Origin of the sequence: Flavobacterium sp. (assembly GCF_027484205.1) — a bacterium.
GTDB lineage: Bacteria > Bacteroidota > Bacteroidia > Flavobacteriales > Flavobacteriaceae > Flavobacterium.
The window spans coordinates 527,145-543,308 of the sequence record NZ_JAIXUB010000015.1 but is presented as its reverse complement, the minus strand read 5'-3'; the positions used below and the strand labels follow the sequence as shown (position 1 = coordinate 543,308).

Annotated in this window: 14 protein-coding genes and 1 tRNA gene; 5 read left to right on the top strand and 10 right to left on the bottom strand. The window is 31.9% G+C overall.

Annotated features, from left to right (window positions below; translation table 11 throughout):
• The first annotated feature begins 51 nt into the window (after positions 1-51).
• Together Q0049_RS08575 and Q0049_RS08570 are read left to right on the top strand one after the other, a co-directional pair.
• The gene (locus Q0049_RS08575; RefSeq protein WP_298118701.1) at positions 52-258 is read left to right on the top strand and encodes a hypothetical protein; all 207 of its coding nucleotides are present in this window, start codon (positions 52-54) and stop codon (positions 256-258) included.
• A 54-nt stretch (positions 259-312) separates the two neighbouring features.
• Positions 313-486, top strand: a complete 174-nt coding sequence (locus tag Q0049_RS08570; RefSeq protein WP_298118699.1) for a hypothetical protein — start codon at positions 313-315, stop codon at positions 484-486.
• An 82-nt stretch (positions 487-568) separates the two neighbouring features.
• Here Q0049_RS08570 and Q0049_RS08565 read toward each other — a convergent pair whose 3' ends face one another.
• Entirely contained in the window at positions 569-1,441 is an 873-nt protein-coding gene (locus tag Q0049_RS08565; RefSeq protein ID WP_298118697.1) for a DUF6252 family protein, read from the bottom strand.
• Between the two features lie 44 nt (positions 1,442-1,485).
• The gene (gene ruvC / locus Q0049_RS08560) at positions 1,486-2,040 is read right to left on the bottom strand and encodes a crossover junction endodeoxyribonuclease RuvC (protein ID WP_298118696.1); all 555 of its coding nucleotides are present in this window, start codon (positions 2,038-2,040) and stop codon (positions 1,486-1,488) included.
• 55 nt (positions 2,041-2,095) lie between these two features.
• Between ruvC and Q0049_RS08555 the strand changes: the two genes are divergently transcribed.
• Both Q0049_RS08555 and Q0049_RS08550 read left to right on the top strand, forming a co-directional pair.
• Positions 2,096-3,052, top strand: a complete 957-nt coding sequence (locus tag Q0049_RS08555; RefSeq protein ID WP_298118694.1) for a hypothetical protein — start codon at positions 2,096-2,098, stop codon at positions 3,050-3,052.
• Positions 3,053-3,239: 187 nt separating this feature from the next.
• Complete coding sequence (locus Q0049_RS08550) at positions 3,240-4,367, top strand: glycosyltransferase (protein ID WP_367178967.1); 1,128 nt, start codon at positions 3,240-3,242, stop codon at positions 4,365-4,367.
• Positions 4,368-4,541: 174 nt separating this feature from the next.
• On the opposite strand, the gene Q0049_RS08545 is transcribed toward Q0049_RS08550, so the two are convergent.
• Together Q0049_RS08545 and Q0049_RS08540 are read right to left on the bottom strand one after the other, a co-directional pair.
• Positions 4,542-5,021, bottom strand: coding sequence for a hypothetical protein (locus Q0049_RS08545; protein WP_298118692.1), 480 nt, complete (start codon positions 5,019-5,021; stop codon positions 4,542-4,544).
• A 4-nt stretch (positions 5,022-5,025) separates the two neighbouring features.
• Positions 5,026-5,397, bottom strand: coding sequence for a hypothetical protein (locus Q0049_RS08540; RefSeq protein WP_298118691.1), 372 nt, complete (start codon positions 5,395-5,397; stop codon positions 5,026-5,028).
• A gap of 33 nt (positions 5,398-5,430) precedes the next feature.
• On the opposite strand from Q0049_RS08540, the gene Q0049_RS08535 reads away from it, so the two are divergent.
• Positions 5,431-5,919, top strand: a complete 489-nt coding sequence (locus Q0049_RS08535; protein ID WP_298118689.1) for a DUF456 domain-containing protein — start codon at positions 5,431-5,433, stop codon at positions 5,917-5,919.
• A gap of 58 nt (positions 5,920-5,977) precedes the next feature.
• Here the strand turns inward: Q0049_RS08535 and Q0049_RS08530 are convergent, their stop codons facing one another.
• The 6 genes from Q0049_RS08530 to dnaE form a co-directional block, all read right to left on the bottom strand.
• Positions 5,978-9,007, bottom strand: coding sequence for a T9SS type A sorting domain-containing protein (locus Q0049_RS08530; protein ID WP_298118688.1), 3,030 nt, complete (start codon positions 9,005-9,007; stop codon positions 5,978-5,980).
• A 211-nt stretch (positions 9,008-9,218) separates the two neighbouring features.
• Positions 9,219-9,473: a GIY-YIG nuclease family protein gene (locus Q0049_RS16655; protein ID WP_366941683.1), complete on the bottom strand. Its 255-nt coding sequence runs from the start codon at positions 9,471-9,473 to the stop codon at positions 9,219-9,221.
• Between the two features lie 217 nt (positions 9,474-9,690).
• A tRNA-Asp gene (locus Q0049_RS08525) sits at positions 9,691-9,764 on the bottom strand.
• Positions 9,765-9,850: 86 nt separating this feature from the next.
• Complete coding sequence (locus Q0049_RS08520) at positions 9,851-10,777, bottom strand: DUF58 domain-containing protein (protein WP_298118686.1); 927 nt, start codon at positions 10,775-10,777, stop codon at positions 9,851-9,853.
• Positions 10,778-11,051: 274 nt separating this feature from the next.
• The gene (trxA, locus tag Q0049_RS08515; protein WP_035128033.1) at positions 11,052-11,369 is read right to left on the bottom strand and encodes a thioredoxin; all 318 of its coding nucleotides are present in this window, start codon (positions 11,367-11,369) and stop codon (positions 11,052-11,054) included.
• A gap of 147 nt (positions 11,370-11,516) precedes the next feature.
• Positions 11,517-16,076: a DNA polymerase III subunit alpha gene (gene dnaE, locus Q0049_RS08510; RefSeq protein WP_298118684.1), complete on the bottom strand. Its 4,560-nt coding sequence runs from the start codon at positions 16,074-16,076 to the stop codon at positions 11,517-11,519.
• Positions 16,077-16,164 lie beyond the last annotated feature (88 nt).

The window sequence follows — 16,164 nt, the reverse complement described above, 5'->3', positions numbered from 1 at the left end:
TTTTCTTATTCTTCAGATAGTGTCAGTTCTTCAACCACTCCAACTTAAGCAATGATAGCTAAAATTAATGGAACAAATTTTAACGCAAATAATCCTTTTGAAACTAATATGTTTTCTGAAACTAATCGCTTGGATTATTATCCGCTTGAAGATTTTGTAATGTTACAAGGAAGACAAGGCGGTGCTTTTGGAACGCCTCAAATCAATATTTGGTTAAAAAAATCACAAATTGCTTTTGAAACCTACACATTTGGTTGAGAAAGATTTGACACTCCACCATCTCATTAAATTGATTTAATTGATTTAACTTCTATGGATTATGAATCAACTAAAGAAGGTTGTATTACAATAAAAAGTGTAAATACTACTACTAAAAAAGTGGTTGGAACTTTTCAATTCACAACTGTTGCAGACACATTTGATTCTTCTGCTCCAGTAAATTATACCGTTACTAACGGAACATTCAATTATAAATATGACAATTAATAATTTATAAAAAGCCTAAAATAAATAAACATGCCCCAAAAAGTTAGACTTTTTTTGGGGCATGTTTATTTTAACTTTTTAATTAATAATTTGAATAAACATCTTTAAATGTTCCGTTTGTTACTTGAGTTTCTTCACCTGTATCTGGATTAATAGCTGTAAAACTATACGTTCCTGAAATCACTGTCAATTGAGAGCCAACTTGTTTACTTGTTATATTAACACTACCTGTACAATCTAAACTTTCAAAATAATTTAAAGTAGTATTATATTTTGAAAGAGTAACTTTATTTGTTGATGAAGCTGGTGTAAAATTATATGAACCAGTTGTTGTATTATCATGATTTGTGGTAACTCCAATACTATAAATTCCACCATCGTAAGAATTTAATGTAATATTAGAACTTGGAAAGAAACCACCGGTTTGATCTCCACTTGAGGAATAAAAATCAGTTCCTGCAATTTTTGCAAAAACACCTAATCCTGCAACTTGTGGAACAAGATCAGTATATTTCACTTGAAAATCTCCTTGTACTAAAACAAAATCTGATGATGTATCATATTCATCTTCATATACTTTTCCTGAATAAGTAACTTTAATCATTTTACTGCTTTCATTTATAGAAACCAAATTAAAATCAAATGATTGATTTGTATAATAGTTTTGTGCACTTCTATCTTGTTCAATTAAATCATTTGGAGAATAAGTTGTAACAGAACCTATATTTCCTTGTGCATTAAATTCAAAATATATAGTTTCTTCATTTGAATTAGTTCCTACAACTTCAAAAGAGTCTTCACTTCTATTTACTATCCAATCGGTAATAGTGATTGTTTCTCCCGCTATTTTATAATTAAAGTATTCATCTGTAGATGATGATGAATCACTATCAGAAGAACAAGAACCAAAAATTGTAGTAACTGCAATAAATAGAATAAATTTAAATTTCTTCATTTTGTTTGTTTTATGTTTTTAATTTTTAATAAATACAAATATATTTATTTTTTAATTCGAGATTCATTATTTTTCACAAAAGCATCCCAACCTGTATAACTTTTTTCGCCAACCACTTTTCCAGAGTTGAAAAAATGACAAACAGCTGCTGCCAATCCATCGGTGGAATCTAAGTTTTTTGGTAATTCTTTTAACCCTAGGAGTTGTTGCAACATTTTAGCAACTTGTTCTTTGCTGGCATTTCCGTTTCCGGTGATGGCCATTTTTATTTTCTTGGGTTCGTATTCTGTAATTGGTATTTGACGCGATAATCCTGCAGCCATAGCAACGCCTTGTGCTCGACCCAATTTCAACATAGATTGCACGTTTTTACCAAAAAATGGCGCTTCGATTGCAATTTCGTCTGGATGATGTGTCTCAATCAACTCAATAGTTCTTTCGAAAATGACTTTTAGTTTCGTATAATGATCGTCGTATTTACTCAATATCAGTTCGTTCAACTGAAGAAACTGCATTTTCTTGTTGACTACTTTTATCAATCCGAAACCCATAATGGTTGTTCCTGGGTCAATTCCTAAAATTATTCTTTCGTTTGCCAATGAATTAGTTTAAAAGTTTAATGTTTAAAAGTTTAAAGTTTGTTTCTTTGCATCAATGATTACAATTCCTCACAAAGCTAAACAATTCTTGGTTTTTTCAGTCAAACTTTTGATTGTTGTTAGTGCATTTTATTTTATTTACAATCAATTGGCTACAAATGACAAATTGGAATGGGATAAATTTTTGGTTTTATTTCATAAAAATCAATCGTTTGCAGGAATATCATTTATTTTACTTTTTAGTTTTTTGAATCGATTTTTTGAAATTCTGAAATGGCAAAATTTGGCGCAAGTTGTAAAAACTATTTCAGTAAATGAAGCTACGAAACAAGTTTTAGCTGCTTTAACTTTGGGTGTTTTTACTCCGGTTGGCGTTGGTGAATATGCTGGAAAAGCATTGTATTTTGAGAAAAAAGACACTAAAAAAATTATTTTTCTGAATTTAATTTGCAATGGTGTTCAAATTGTTGCAACAGGAATTTTTGGCATTCTGGGCATGATGATTTTGCACTTCGACTGCGCTCAATGTGACAAAAATATTGGTTTTTGGAGTTTAGTAATACTAGCGATTACAATGACACTTTTTGTGTTTTCATATTTCACAAAAAAGATAAAAATCAAAGGCTATTCTATGGAAGATTTGATTGAAAAAATCAATGAAATTCCGAAGAAAATTCATCGTAAGAACTTGATTTTAGGATTTTGTCGTTACTTGGTTTTTTCGCATCAATACTATTTCTTGTTTTTGGCATTTGATGTCGATTTGCCTTATTCAATTTTAATGGCAACGATTACTACGGTTTACTTTTTAGCTTCGATTGTTCCGAGTTTTCAGTTTTTAGACTTTGCATTAAAAGGAAGTTTGGCGATTTATTTCTTTGGATTACTTGGTGTTAACGAATGGATTGTGGTTTTTGTAACCATGCTGATGTGGTTTTTAAACGTGGTTTTACCTGTAGTTTTTGGAAGTTATTATGTTATGATTTTTAGGGTTTTGCCACAAAGACGCTAAGTCACAAAGATTTTAAAAGTTAAAGTTGATTAATTTTGTATTGTATTCTCGCGAAGACGCCAAGTCGCAAAGATTTTAAACCATTAAGAAATTAAGATTCATTAAGATTTATATTCGTGAAATCTTATAATTTGTGTAAATTGCTTCGCCAGTTCGCTAATACTCGGGTCGTGTAAAATAGTCACTTATGATTGAAATTGTATTATTTGTTGTTTTAGGAATTTATGTTGTGTTTATTTTGCAACTGATTTTTGGTTTTGATAAAGTAAAATCATTTGTAAGAACGGATGAAAAACCTGTAACTACATTCTCGATAATTGTTCCGTTTAGGAATGAAGAAAAGAATTTGCCTAAACTTTTAAAATCAATTTCTAAACTAAATTATCCGAAGGATTTGTTCGAGATTATTCTCGTGGATGATTTTTCTACCGATGCCTCTGAAAAAGTTTTTACTACATGGCGTTTTCAAAATGGTTTGATACAAACTACACTTTTAGAAAACTTACGTCTATCGAATTCGCCAAAAAAAGACGCCATTACGAGAGCGATTCCTATTTTGAAACACGAATGGGTTGTTACGACTGATGCCGATTGTATTGTAAATAAAAACTGGCTACTGACTTTAGATAATTATATTCAAAAAAATAATACCGAAATGGTTGTTGGTGCTGTGGTTTATAAAACTAAAAACAATTGGTTCCATCAGTTTCAGCAATTGGATTTATTGAGTTTACAAGGAACTACAATTGGAAGTTTTGGCATTGGAAAACCATTCATGTGCAACGGAGCCAATTTTGCTTACACCAAAAAACTTTTTAATGAAATTAAAGGTTTTAGTGAAAACAACAAAATGGCTAGCGGTGACGATGTTTTTTTATTACAAAAAGCATTGAAAAACCATTCAGATAAAGTGCATTACATAAAAAATACTGACACGATTGTAAAAACTAAACCTGAAAATGATTTGTATAAATTATTTATGCAACGGGTTCGATGGGCAAGTAAAACAACTGGATATTCTGGATATTATTCTAAAAGTTTGGCTGTTGTGGTTTTGGCAATGAATGCTTTGTTAGTTGCGAGTTTCGCGTTGCGAGTTTCGGGTTTTTTGAAGTGGGAAACTTTGCTAATTGTTTTTTCAATTAAATATTTTGTGGATTATTTATTGTTGTTGAAATCGAATCAATATTTGCGAAAAAGTAAATTTATTTTGCCAATTGCAAGTAGTTTGGTTTATCCTATCTTTTGTAGTTTGGTTGGAATTTACTCACTTTTTGGGAGTTTTACATGGAAAGGTAGAAGTTTTAAGAAATAGTTTTATTGAAAATGATTGCCCTAGCCCAGATAACAATGGAAAGCTTTTTATTGAAAAAATATAATTTTTCTTGACGAAAAAAAGCGACCAACGGAAGCTCTTTTTTTGTTTTAGAAAAACTTATTTTTTTATAAAAACTTGTAATGGATAGCTGGAAACGAGCTCCAAATAAAACTACTTTTGAGCTTTAATTATAACGGGTAAAATGAATTGTGTTTTTACCGGAATTCCGCGTTTAACGGCTGGATTTACTTGTGGCAAATCGACTAGCTTAACTTTTAAAATACTATCAATTTTTACTTTATCATAAACCACTGAATCTTGAGGAAATTGTGGCTCGAAAGACATTGTTTTATCAGGATTTACGGTTACTCGAACCTCGATTGTATCAAGCTCTGGATATAAAATAGATAAGGAATCAACGCCAATTTTTTCTTGGATTTTAGTTTTTAGAAAATCGAAAAAGCATTGTTTTCGAGCTTCTTTATCAGTTAGACTATCGCAATCGCCAACCGAAGGATATTCATCTACTTCTTTCCAATTGATTTCTTTTAATTGCTTTTCTAACAATTCTTTTTCGCTAGGAATTTGCTTCTCAAAATATTGACAAGATTGAAAAAAAACAACTACTAATAAAAGGGAAATTTTCTTCAAAATGTTATTTTTTAGAATTCAAATAATCGTTGTAACTTCGGCTGAACCAATCTTCTTTTGCTTTTAGAGCTTCTTCTTTTTGGTCTTTATACAATAACCCAAATTTTTCAGAATAACAGGCAATTTTGATGGTATAGGTATAAAATTCTTCTTTTGATAATGTTAATGATTTATCGTTTTGCTTTTGAAAAAACTCGAAGAATAATTTATCAAAATCATTTTTATCGTAAGCTCTTACTTCCTTTTTAAATTTAGCGTAGAGTGTTTCTTTGAAAACAAGATCAGCATCATTAGAAACTTTTTCTTGACCAAAAGAAATACTACTGGTGCAAAAAAGAAGAAAGTAAAAAACGGCTATTTGAATTATTTTTCTCATATTCGTCATCAAAAATACTAAAAATTTATTTCAATGGATATTATATTGGTTATTCTCGGACTTATTTGTTGTATTGTTGGGCTTTTTGGGAGTTTTCTTCCTGCTTTACCTGGAACACCAATTAGTTGGTTAGGTTTACTATTTCTTTATTTAACCGATTTTGTTGAAAATAATTATTGGGTTTTAGGATTTACATTATTGCTTACTATTGTGGTTTCTATTCTTGATTATGTAATTCCTGCAAAAGGTGCAAAGCATTTTGGCGGAACTAAATATGGCGTTTGGGGAACCAATATTGGGTTACTAATTGGTTTGTTTTTTCCGCCAATTGGATTTATCATTGGACTTTTTGTTGGAGCTTTTGTGGGAGAATTAATTTATAATTTTGAAGATAAAAAAGGTGCTTTAAAAGCTGCAACTGGAGCATTTATTGGATTTCTAGTTTCAAGTTTTATGAAATTTATGATTTGTTTGTCTTTCTTGATTTTATTCCTTTTTGTGGCAATTAAGAATTACTTTTAAAATAAAAAAGGCGTTCTAAAATATAGAACGCCTTTCAGTTGTATTTGATTAGTACGTTTTATTTCACAATTAATTTTTTAACTACTTTAGAGTTATTTTCTGTTGCAACTTCAACAAAATAAATTCCAGAATTTACTGAAGACAAATCTATAGTCTCAGAAATTGAACTCGCTTTCACATTCATAATTTGTTTTCCTAAAACATCATAAACTGAAATTGATGTAATAGAATCAGATCCATCTTTTAACGTTACAGTAACAAAGTCTGTCGTTGGATTTGGATAAAATACAAAATCATTATTTTCGAATTGATTAACAGCTAATGCAGCCACAAATTCTGTATTGAAAGTATTTGTAATAATTGCTGGATTAAAGTCAAAATAGATTGATGCCGTGTTAGGAATAATATCTCCTACTGAATAACCTGGCATTGGTTTAACCTTAAATGTGATGTATCCTTTTCCAATGTTTGTATTTGCAATTGAAACAGGAAGTTGAATGTTATTGAAATTCCAAGTTAAGCTTTCATTAACTCTATCCATTGTATAAGCATGACTTGCACTTACCATTCTTACAGATGATTCGTCTAATTTAGAATCTAAAATATCGTTCACACGAACATTAATTGCACTTGCCGTTCCGGTATTTTCAAAACGAATTGTATAATATAAATAATCATTTGAAGTGAATGATGAATGTAAAATTTCTTCACCACGAGCTTCCATTTTGTCATTTGGATCGTATGCATTTACAATAATTTGAGCTAATGTATTGGCGTTATTTTCAGGAACAACATCGCCGGTTAAAGGAATAATTGTAGCTGTATTTGTTAGCAATTGTCCTGCTTCAACTGTTGGAATTGTAGGAACTTGCATTACAACATCAATAGTTCTTATTTCAAATGGAACAAGATTTGTAAAATTATACGTAAATCCGGTAGCAGTTGGCGTAGTTCCAGCTTGAGATATCGAAGTTATTGTTACATCAGTATCATTATTAAATGCAACAGTTCCTGAAGCTACGTTTTGATTTCCAAGATTAGTATAAACTATTTTGTTTATGTATTGAAATCCTGGTCGTGGCGCATTGACAGGAATTATTGCAACAGCTAAATCATTGTATGGTGTTGTAACTGTAACTGGAAAATTATAAGTTGTCATTCCTGCACCAAGAATGATATTTACATTGTTATATGATGAAGTTGTTACGTTATATAATGACGCATAAGCTGTATCGATAGAAAAGCTAAAATCATATGAATTTAAAGGGTTAATTTCATAAATATTATAAACCCCAGTTGGAGCAGTTATATTATGAACAACACCTGTATCATTAACTTCATAATGAAATTGTCCTAAAGGGAAATTAGATTCTCCAGTTTCTTGAGTACCATTACTATTTAAATCCAAGAATGCATTTAATACCATTCCTGAACAATTGATAGTACCAGATGAACCTGATGTTTGCGTAATTTTGATATAACCTGAACCATTACTAAAATTAGTCACCATAATTAAATAATATTGACCTGGTAATGCATTTGGAATCAATGGATATTCAACTGGCGCTGCTGAATAACTACAACTTACAATAGAACTAACCAATGGCATTCCTGTTCCACATGGTGTAACTGGATCTGTAAATGGTCCATAAACTGCATAATCAACATCAAGATTATTTGTTGTGAAATTAATATCTGTACTTTGTTGAATCATTAATCCGATATTTCCAGCTGTGCTAACAGGTAAATAAAACCATGTTGGATTAGGTGTTGTACCTAAGCAACCTGCAGTTCCACTTGATGGAGCTCCAACAGTGTTACTAAAAGGTACACCAAGCGCACTACATAATGAATTGGCTTGATTACAAACATAAGCTAAATTACAAACCGCGTGAGCTCTTGCAGTAAAGCTATAAATAGTATCGCATGAACCTGAAACTATTTCTCTAACAAAAATTGGAGTATTTAAAGTTGTAGCTGCAACATTAACTGCTGAAGGATTTGTAAGAGGAACAACTTGATTTGTAGCATTTGCTAAACTTGTATAATATTCCAATGGATTTGTAGTTGAAATTTGAGCTTGTACTGTTGTTAAATTGAAAGTAACAGTACCATCACCATTTTCATCACATTGATCCATATCTGGCAATACAACAACATTTGGAGCAACAATTTGCGATGTAATTGTAAAAGGATAAACTGTATTTTCTAACGTTGCGTTATTTTCTAATCTTACAAAAAGCTCTTGAGTTCCAATAGCAATCATGCAATAAGGAGAACTCAAAGGATTGCTATCAGAAATAGCTTCCGTTTGAGATAAATGGTATGAAATTGTATATTGAGTAGGATTTAATGTACCAATAACATTTACATCATTGTCTGCTAAATTAAAGCAAGCATTACCTGAATCTACACATTGTGTTAAATTTTGAGGATAACCTGCTTGATTACAACTAACAGGAATTAACTCAACAATACCAACAGAATAACAACCATTTGCATTTTGAACACGATAAAAAACAGGAGATGTTGTAGGTGTTGCTACTAAACTAACATAACATGTTGTGTTAAGAATCATATTAGTGTTATTGTAAGCATCCATTTGAGTTTGATAAAAAGTAACTTGTAATGAAGTATCACCATTAGTAATCATTGTTACGGTACTCGACAAATCCCAACATGAAGAAATTGTTCCAGGAGTTCCTATACAGGCTGTTAATGTTTGAGTTAGAGCAAATGGAGCTGGAATTGCATTTAATTGATAAGTAACAATTTGAACCTCATTAGTTATATTGTTTACGACTCTAGCAAACATAGTCTGTTGAAATGGAGTAATATTGAAATAAGGATCAGACACAGAATTGACTCCAACGGTTGCATCAGAAAGTGTTTCATGATGTGTCACTGTATAATCTGCAGAATTCAATCCCAATAAAATTTCATAAGAAATTTCACCTAAATAAAATTGTGCAAAACCATCTGAATTGTCATCACACATATTGTTGAACTGTGATGGTTGATTTAAACCTTGCGAAAAAACAAATGTAGTTGAGCAAAGTAAAGTAAATAAAAGTAATAGTTTTTTCATATGATTGATGTTAAATTTGATTCTATTTTGAGTGATTAATCATCTTGCAAAGTAACTTAAAAATCACAAATACAATGCAATATACAAATTTTAGAATGATAACAAAGTTAATGTTAAAAAAAGAAAGTTAGAAATATGGAAAGTCACAAAAAACAAAAAAGCCATCTCGAATAAACGAGTCTCGTCCAAAAAGACGAGACTACTAAACCATTTACTTATTAGAGTTAAAATTTAAAATTATCTTTTCAATGGAAGCTCTATTTAATTTCTTTAATCGTTTCTCTTCTATCAATGCTTCTGTCTTAGAGACAAATAAATGATAATAAACAATTATCCAATCTTTAGATTTAGATGTATACTTGCTTTTCCCTGAAATATGATACTCTGTGCGTTTATCAATATCAGTTGTAAAGCCTTTATAGTAGATATCTAAAGATGCGGAATATAGAATATAAGTGTAAAACATAGAACTGATTTAAAAACAAAAAAGCCATCTCGAATAAACGAGAAAGCTTTTCATTGGTCTAACTACTAAACCGTGATACGAGTTACAAATTCGTATCGAAAACAACACAACTATTTTGAATGACTCATTTGAACTTTAACAATTGTTCTTGAATTCATTTCATATGCTTTTTTGGGCAAAAAAGCACTTCATTTCTGAAGTGCTTTTCCCAATTTTGCGGTCTGGACGGGACTCGAACCCGCGACCCCATGCGTGACAGGCATGTATTCTAACCAACTGAACTACCAAACCATCGCTTTATTGCGGTTGCAAATATACACACGTTTTTTATTTCTGCAACTATTTTTTTAATTTTTTTTCAATTAATTTCAATGAAATCAACCAAAGTTTTGTTTTTCAACCAAGTATGTAGTAAGAATTTTTTCAAAATTTGCTCCTACATTTACCGGAACATACTTAATTTTGTTCTGAGCACAAGTTAAAGACAACTTTTTGAAGTACTCTGAAACGTTTTTTTCATATTCTTCTTTGATATTTTCAGCATATAAATTGATAATTTCACCCGATTCCACATCGATAAACTTTCTTGGAGTGTTATCAAAATTGAAATTTAACTCTGTTTTTTCATCAATTACATGAAAAACTACAACTTTATGTTTGTTGTGTTTTAAATGTTGTAAAGCATTAAAAAGCTGTTCCTGATTTCCATCTTGAAACATATCCGTAAAAAGCACAATCATAGAACGACGGTGCATTTTTTCAGCAATTAAATGAAGATATGTTATTGTATCTGTATTTTTAGGAGTTTTGGAATTTTCAAGCAAATTTTCCAATTGATTCAGCAACATTCTGTGATGTCTATCACTTCCTTTTTCGGGTGCATAATATTCATAGGAATCAGAAAAAACACTTAATCCAACAGCATCTCTCTGTTTTTTTAATAAATTCATCAAAACTGCCGAAGCAAGGACAGAAAAACCAATTTTACTTTCATAAAAAGGTTGGTCGCTTTTCAATTTAGGAAAATGCATGGAAGAAGAATTGTCAATAATTAAATGACAACGAAGATTGGTTTCTTCTTCAAATCGCTTGGTATATAACCTATCGGTTTTGGCAAAAAGTTTCCAATCGATATGTTTGGTACTTTCACCAGAATTATACGTTTTATGCTCTGCAAACTCAGCAGAAAATCCATGAAAAGGTGACTTGTGCATGCCTGAAATAAAACCTTCTACAACTTGATTTGCTAAAAGCTCAAGATGTTTGAAACCTGATATTATTTCTTTTTGTTCTTCTATCTTCATAGTTCAAATGTAACTAAAAGTTTAGAAATTTTAGAAGTTTAGTGTCGAAATTTAGTGGTAAAAGTTTCACAAAATTGTTTTGAAAAATGAATTTTACAAAAATGAATTACAAGCTAGCCCTGATATCGTCATTGTTGGAGTCTCGTTTTTTTCAAACGAGACGACTGACGAGAGCAGGAATAGGGATGACAAAAAATGCCCGAATGATTCGCTCATAAAAAAACCCTTAAAAAATTTCTTTTCAAAGGGTTTTAATACAATTATTATTAATTTATTATAGTAATGCATCTATTGCATCAGTGTACGTTTTCTTTGGGGCAACACCTACTTGACGACCAACTACTTCTCCGTTTTGGAAAATTAAAACCGTTGGAATGTTTCTAACTCCGTATTTTGCTGCAAATTCTTGGTTTGCATCTACATCTACTTTTCCTACTACAGCTTTACCTTCATATTCTGCAGAAACCTCATCAATAACCGGTCCAACCATTCTACATGGTCCACACCAAGCTGCCCAAAAATCTACTACTACTGGTTTGTCTGATTTCAATACTACTTCATCAAAAGTAGCATCTGTTATTGCTAATGCCATATTTTTTTTTATTTAAAAGTTTAAATATTTAAGTGTTATTTTTCTTAAACAATTCTTAATAATTTTGAAGTACAAAGATATAGAAAGATTTTACTTTTGAAATGTAACTTGCATTACTTTTAACTATTTTTTCATTGAAAGAATTGATTAATTTAATTTAAAATTCACCTGCAACTTCTCTAATTGTTCCAATAATTCTTTTGAAATTTTCACTTTTAGCTTTCTGCTTTTCATTTCTAATGAAGTTATTTTGCGTATTTCTTCAATTTCTGTTTTCGTAGTTGTCATTGGAATTTCTTCTTCATTATCGGCTTCAACTTCAATCATTTCATCTTCAACTTCTGACTCATCATCCGACAATTCAGCTGATGGAATTGGCATTGGAGCAGCAACTGTTTCTATCGTTCTTTTAACAATTTCGGTTTCTACCACTTCAAAATCTACTTGCTTATCGCCTTCATTTTGTTGAAAAACAGCACTTAATTGTTGAATTAAATCTTGTCTTATGTCTTTAATATTGAGTTGAACTGCTAATTTTTTGGCAAAAGTGGGTAATACATCGGCTAATAATTTAGCATCAAGAAAAGTAATCCTAGGATCAGATTTCTTGCCTGTTTCACGGTTTACCCAACCATCTTTTACATTAATCTTAAAATAAATAAACTGATTATTAACCAAGAAGTGGCGGAATTTTAAATACTCTTCGTCAAAAATTCTAAAGTCATAACTTTCGTCATATCCTTCTAGAGTGAACATTGCCCAATCTTTTCCGTTTTTTCCTGTTCGATATTGTACATTGGTTACAATTCCTCCAAAGGTTAGATTTTTACCAATTAAATTTCCTAAACTCTTTAAATGCGTCAATTTTACATTGCAGAAATAATTCATCTCAAATCGATAATCGTCAAGCGGATGTCCCGAAATGTAAATTCCGACAACGTCTTTTTCTTTGGCTAGTTTTTCCATCGTACTCCATTCTTCGCATGGCGGCACAACAGGTTCGGCTATTTGAACATCACTAGCTTCACCAAACAAACTCACTTGTGAAGAATTTTCATTTTCTTGAAATTTAGACCCAAAACGCATGGCTTTCTCTAAAAATGTAATTCCTTCTCCTTCAATGTGAAAATATTGTGCTCGATGTGTATCGGTAAAACAATCAAATCCTCCAGCATATGCCAAACTTTCAAACGCTTTTTTATTGGCAGAACGCAAATCAATTTTTTTAGCTAAATCGAAAATAGATTTATAAGGCGCATCTTTTCTGTTTTGAACAATTGTATCCACAGCATTGGCTCCAACTCCTTTAACAGCACCCATTCCGAAACGTACGGCATTATTTTCGTTTACTGTAAATTTATAATACGACTCATTAACATCTGGACCAAGAACTTGCAATCCCATACGCTTACATTCTTCCATGAAAAAGGAAACTTGCTTGATGTCGTTCATATTATTGGAAAGTACCGCAGCCATATATTCTGCTGGATAATGTGCTTTTAGATAAGCTGTTTGATAAGCAATCCAAGCGTAACAAGTAGAGTGTGATTTGTTAAAAGCATAACTTGCAAAGGCTTCCCAATCCTTCCAAATTTTTTCCAAAACTGCAGCATCATGACCTTTTGCAGATGCTTGTTCCACAAATTTTGGCTTCATTTTATCCAACGTTGGACGATCTTTTTTTCCCATCGCTTTACGCAAAACGTCGGCATCACCTTTAGAGAAATTAGCTAACGATTGTGACAAAAGCATTACCTGCTCTTGATAAACCGTAATTCCGTAGGTTTCACCTAAATACTCTTCGCAAGCATCTAAATCGTATTTTATTTCCTCTTCACCATTTTTCCTACGAACGAAAGAAGGAATATATTCCAATGGTCCAGGACGATAAAGTGCGTTCATGGCAATTAAATCTCCAAAAACAGTGGGTTTTAAATCGCGAAGGTATTTTTGCATTCCTGGTGATTCGTATTGGAAAATCCCAACCGTTTCTCCTCTTTGGAACAACTCATAGGTTTTAACATCATCAATTGGAAAAGTATCTGGATCTAATTGGATTCCAGTTCTGTACTTTACTAATTTAACGGTATCTTTTATTAAGGTAAGGGTTTTCAAACCCAAGAAGTCCATCTTTAGCAATCCGGCACTTTCTGCAACCGAGTTGTCAAATTGGGTTACATATAATTCAGAATCTTTGGCTGTTGTAACCGGAACGAAATTCGTAATATCACTTGGCGTAATAATTACACCACAAGCGTGAATTCCAGTATTTCGAAGCGAACCTTCTAAAACTTTTGCTTGTTGAATGGTTTCACCTGATAATTCTCCATCGTTAGCAATCGCAATTAATTCTTTTACTCTATCAAATTCATCAGAACGTAATGCCTTTTTAACGTCTTCTTCTTTTTCTGAAATAAAACGCGCTAAATTCCATTTAGAAGGCATCATTCCTGGAATTAATTTAGCAATTCTATCGGCTTCAAAAAGCGGCAAATCTAGTACACGAGCTGTATCACGAATAGCTGATTTGGTCGCCATTTTACCATAAGTAATAATCTGAGCAACCTGATTCGAACCATATTTATTAATTACATAATCCATAACGCGACCTCGACCTTCATCGTCGAAATCAATATCAATATCGGGCATTGAAACCCTGTCTGGATTTAAGAATCTCTCAAAAAGTAAATCATATTTAATTGGGTCAATATTGGTAATTCCTAAACAATAAGCAACCGCAGAACCCGCAGCAGAACCACGACCTGGACCAACGGAAACATCCATTTTTCTGGCTTCAGCAATGAAATCTTGTACAATTAAGAAATAACCAGGATAACCCGAATTAGAAATCGTTAGTAACTCAAAATCCAATCGCTCTTGAATTTCTGGAGTAATTTCGCCATAACGTTTTTGCGCACCTTGCATGGTTAAATGACGTAAATAAGCGTTTTCACCTCTTACGCCACCATCAACTTCATCTTCTGGATTCACGAATTCTTCAGGAATAGTAAATTTTGGAAGTAATACATCGCGATACAACGAATAGGTTTCAACTTTATCAATAATTTCTTGAACGTTGATAATCGCTTCTGGTAAATCAGTGAACAATTTTTTCATCTCTTCTTCCGATTTGAAATAATACTCCTGATTTGGTAATCCATAACGATAACCTCTACCTCTACCTATTGGTGTGGCTTGTTTTTCACCATCTTTTACACACAATAAAATATCGTGGGCATTTGCATCCTCTTTGTTTACGTAGTAAGTATTATTGGTAGCAACTAATTTTACTTTATGCTTTTGTGAAAACTCAATTAAGGTTTTGTTGACGCGATTTTCGTCCTCTTGATTGTGGCGCATGATTTCTAAATAAAAATCATCACCAAATTGTTCTTTCCACCAAATTAGAGCTTCTTCAGCTTGATTTTCTCCAACATTTAAAATTTTATTAGGAATTTCACCATATAAATTTCCCGATAAAACAATAATGTCCTCCTTATATTGCTCAACTACAGATTTATCAATTCTAGGAACATAATAAAATCCATCGATGTAAGCAATAGAAGACATTTTTGCTAAATTGTGATAGCCTTTTTTATTCTTAGCTAAAAATACAACTTGATAGCCGTTATCTTTTTTGGTTCTGTCTTTATGATTATCACAAATATTGAACTCACAACCTACAATAGGAATTATTTCAGCATCTGAAGGTTCTTCTCCGTTTTCAATTGCGGCTTCAATTTTTGGTTTAACCGATTTATTATGATTCATTACAGCACTTACAAAATGAAAGGCACCCATCATATTTCCGGTATCAGTCATGGCAACTGCAGGCATTTTTGTTTTTGCAGCTGCTGCAACTAGTGATGGGATTCCGATGGTAGATTGTAAAACTGAGAATTGTGTGTGATTGTGTAAATGAGCAAATCGAGATTGTTTAAAATCTTTTTTATCGGCATCAGAAATAGAAGTTTGAACCGTTTCTTCTTCACTTTTTTGAAGTTTTTTTCTGATTTGCTCAGAAGCTTCTTTAAGATTGATGTGTTTTAATCCAATAAGCTGAATTGATCTTGGATTTTTTAATTGAAAATCTTCAAAATATTCGGGTTCAACATCAAGTTCTTCTTTGGTGAAAACTTCGGTACGAATTAATTCTAAGAAACAACGTGTTGTAGCTTCAACGTCGGCAGTTGCATTATGTGCTTCTGCAAATGGTTCGTTGAAAAGATATTGATGTAATTCTGTTAATGTTGGTAATTTGAATTTTCCGCCACGTCCACCAGGAAGTTTTAAAAGTGATGCTGTAACTTCAGTACATGTATCTAAAATAGGCATTTGCGACATGGTAGAACTAACTCCCATTCGGTAGAATTCGCAACCCATGATGTTGATATCAAACCCAACATTTTGCCCAACAATGTACTTGGCTTTAGATAAAGCTATGTTGAATTTCTCCAACATTTCTTTAAGCTGAATACCTTGTTGTTGAGCTAATTCAGTTGAAATTCCGTGAATTCTTTCAGCATCGTAAGGAATATTGAAACCTTCAGGATTAATGAGATAATCTTGATGTTCAAGAAGATTTCCCATTTCGTCGTGTAACTGCCATGCAATTTGAATACATCTCGGCCAATTGTCTGTATCAGAAATTGGTGCAGCCCAACTTTTTGGTAATCCTGTGGTTTCGGTGTCGAATATTAAATACATACTTTAAAAAAAATCAAAATCAATGGCAAAAATTAATAACAAATTCCAATAGCATTTTCTGAACTTGTATTTATCAAAAGTACATTTT

Bases quoted from the DNA above. Each gene is read 5' to 3' on its own strand.
- dnaE (WP_298118684.1), bottom strand. From the start codon at position 16,076: ATGTATTTAATATTCGACACCGAAACCACAGGATTACCAAAAAGTTGG.
- Q0049_RS08575 (WP_298118701.1), top strand. From the start codon at position 52: ATGATAGCTAAAATTAATGGAACAAATTTTAACGCAAATAATCCTTTT.
- trxA (WP_035128033.1), bottom strand. From the start codon at position 11,369: ATGGCATTAGCAATAACAGATGCTACTTTTGATGAAGTAGTATTGAAA.
- Q0049_RS08570 (WP_298118699.1), top strand. From the start codon at position 313: ATGGATTATGAATCAACTAAAGAAGGTTGTATTACAATAAAAAGTGTA.
- Q0049_RS08530 (WP_298118688.1), bottom strand. From the start codon at position 9,007: ATGAAAAAACTATTACTTTTATTTACTTTACTTTGCTCAACTACATTT.
- Q0049_RS08550 (WP_367178967.1), top strand. From the start codon at position 3,240: ATGATTGAAATTGTATTATTTGTTGTTTTAGGAATTTATGTTGTGTTT.
- Q0049_RS08555 (WP_298118694.1), top strand. From the start codon at position 2,096: ATGATTACAATTCCTCACAAAGCTAAACAATTCTTGGTTTTTTCAGTC.
- Q0049_RS16655 (WP_366941683.1), bottom strand. From the start codon at position 9,473: ATGTTTTACACTTATATTCTATATTCCGCATCTTTAGATATCTACTAT.
- Q0049_RS08520 (WP_298118686.1), bottom strand. From the start codon at position 10,777: ATGAAGATAGAAGAACAAAAAGAAATAATATCAGGTTTCAAACATCTT.
- Q0049_RS08540 (WP_298118691.1), bottom strand. From the start codon at position 5,397: ATGAGAAAAATAATTCAAATAGCCGTTTTTTACTTTCTTCTTTTTTGC.
- Q0049_RS08565 (WP_298118697.1), bottom strand. From the start codon at position 1,441: ATGAAGAAATTTAAATTTATTCTATTTATTGCAGTTACTACAATTTTT.
- Q0049_RS08535 (WP_298118689.1), top strand. From the start codon at position 5,431: ATGGATATTATATTGGTTATTCTCGGACTTATTTGTTGTATTGTTGGG.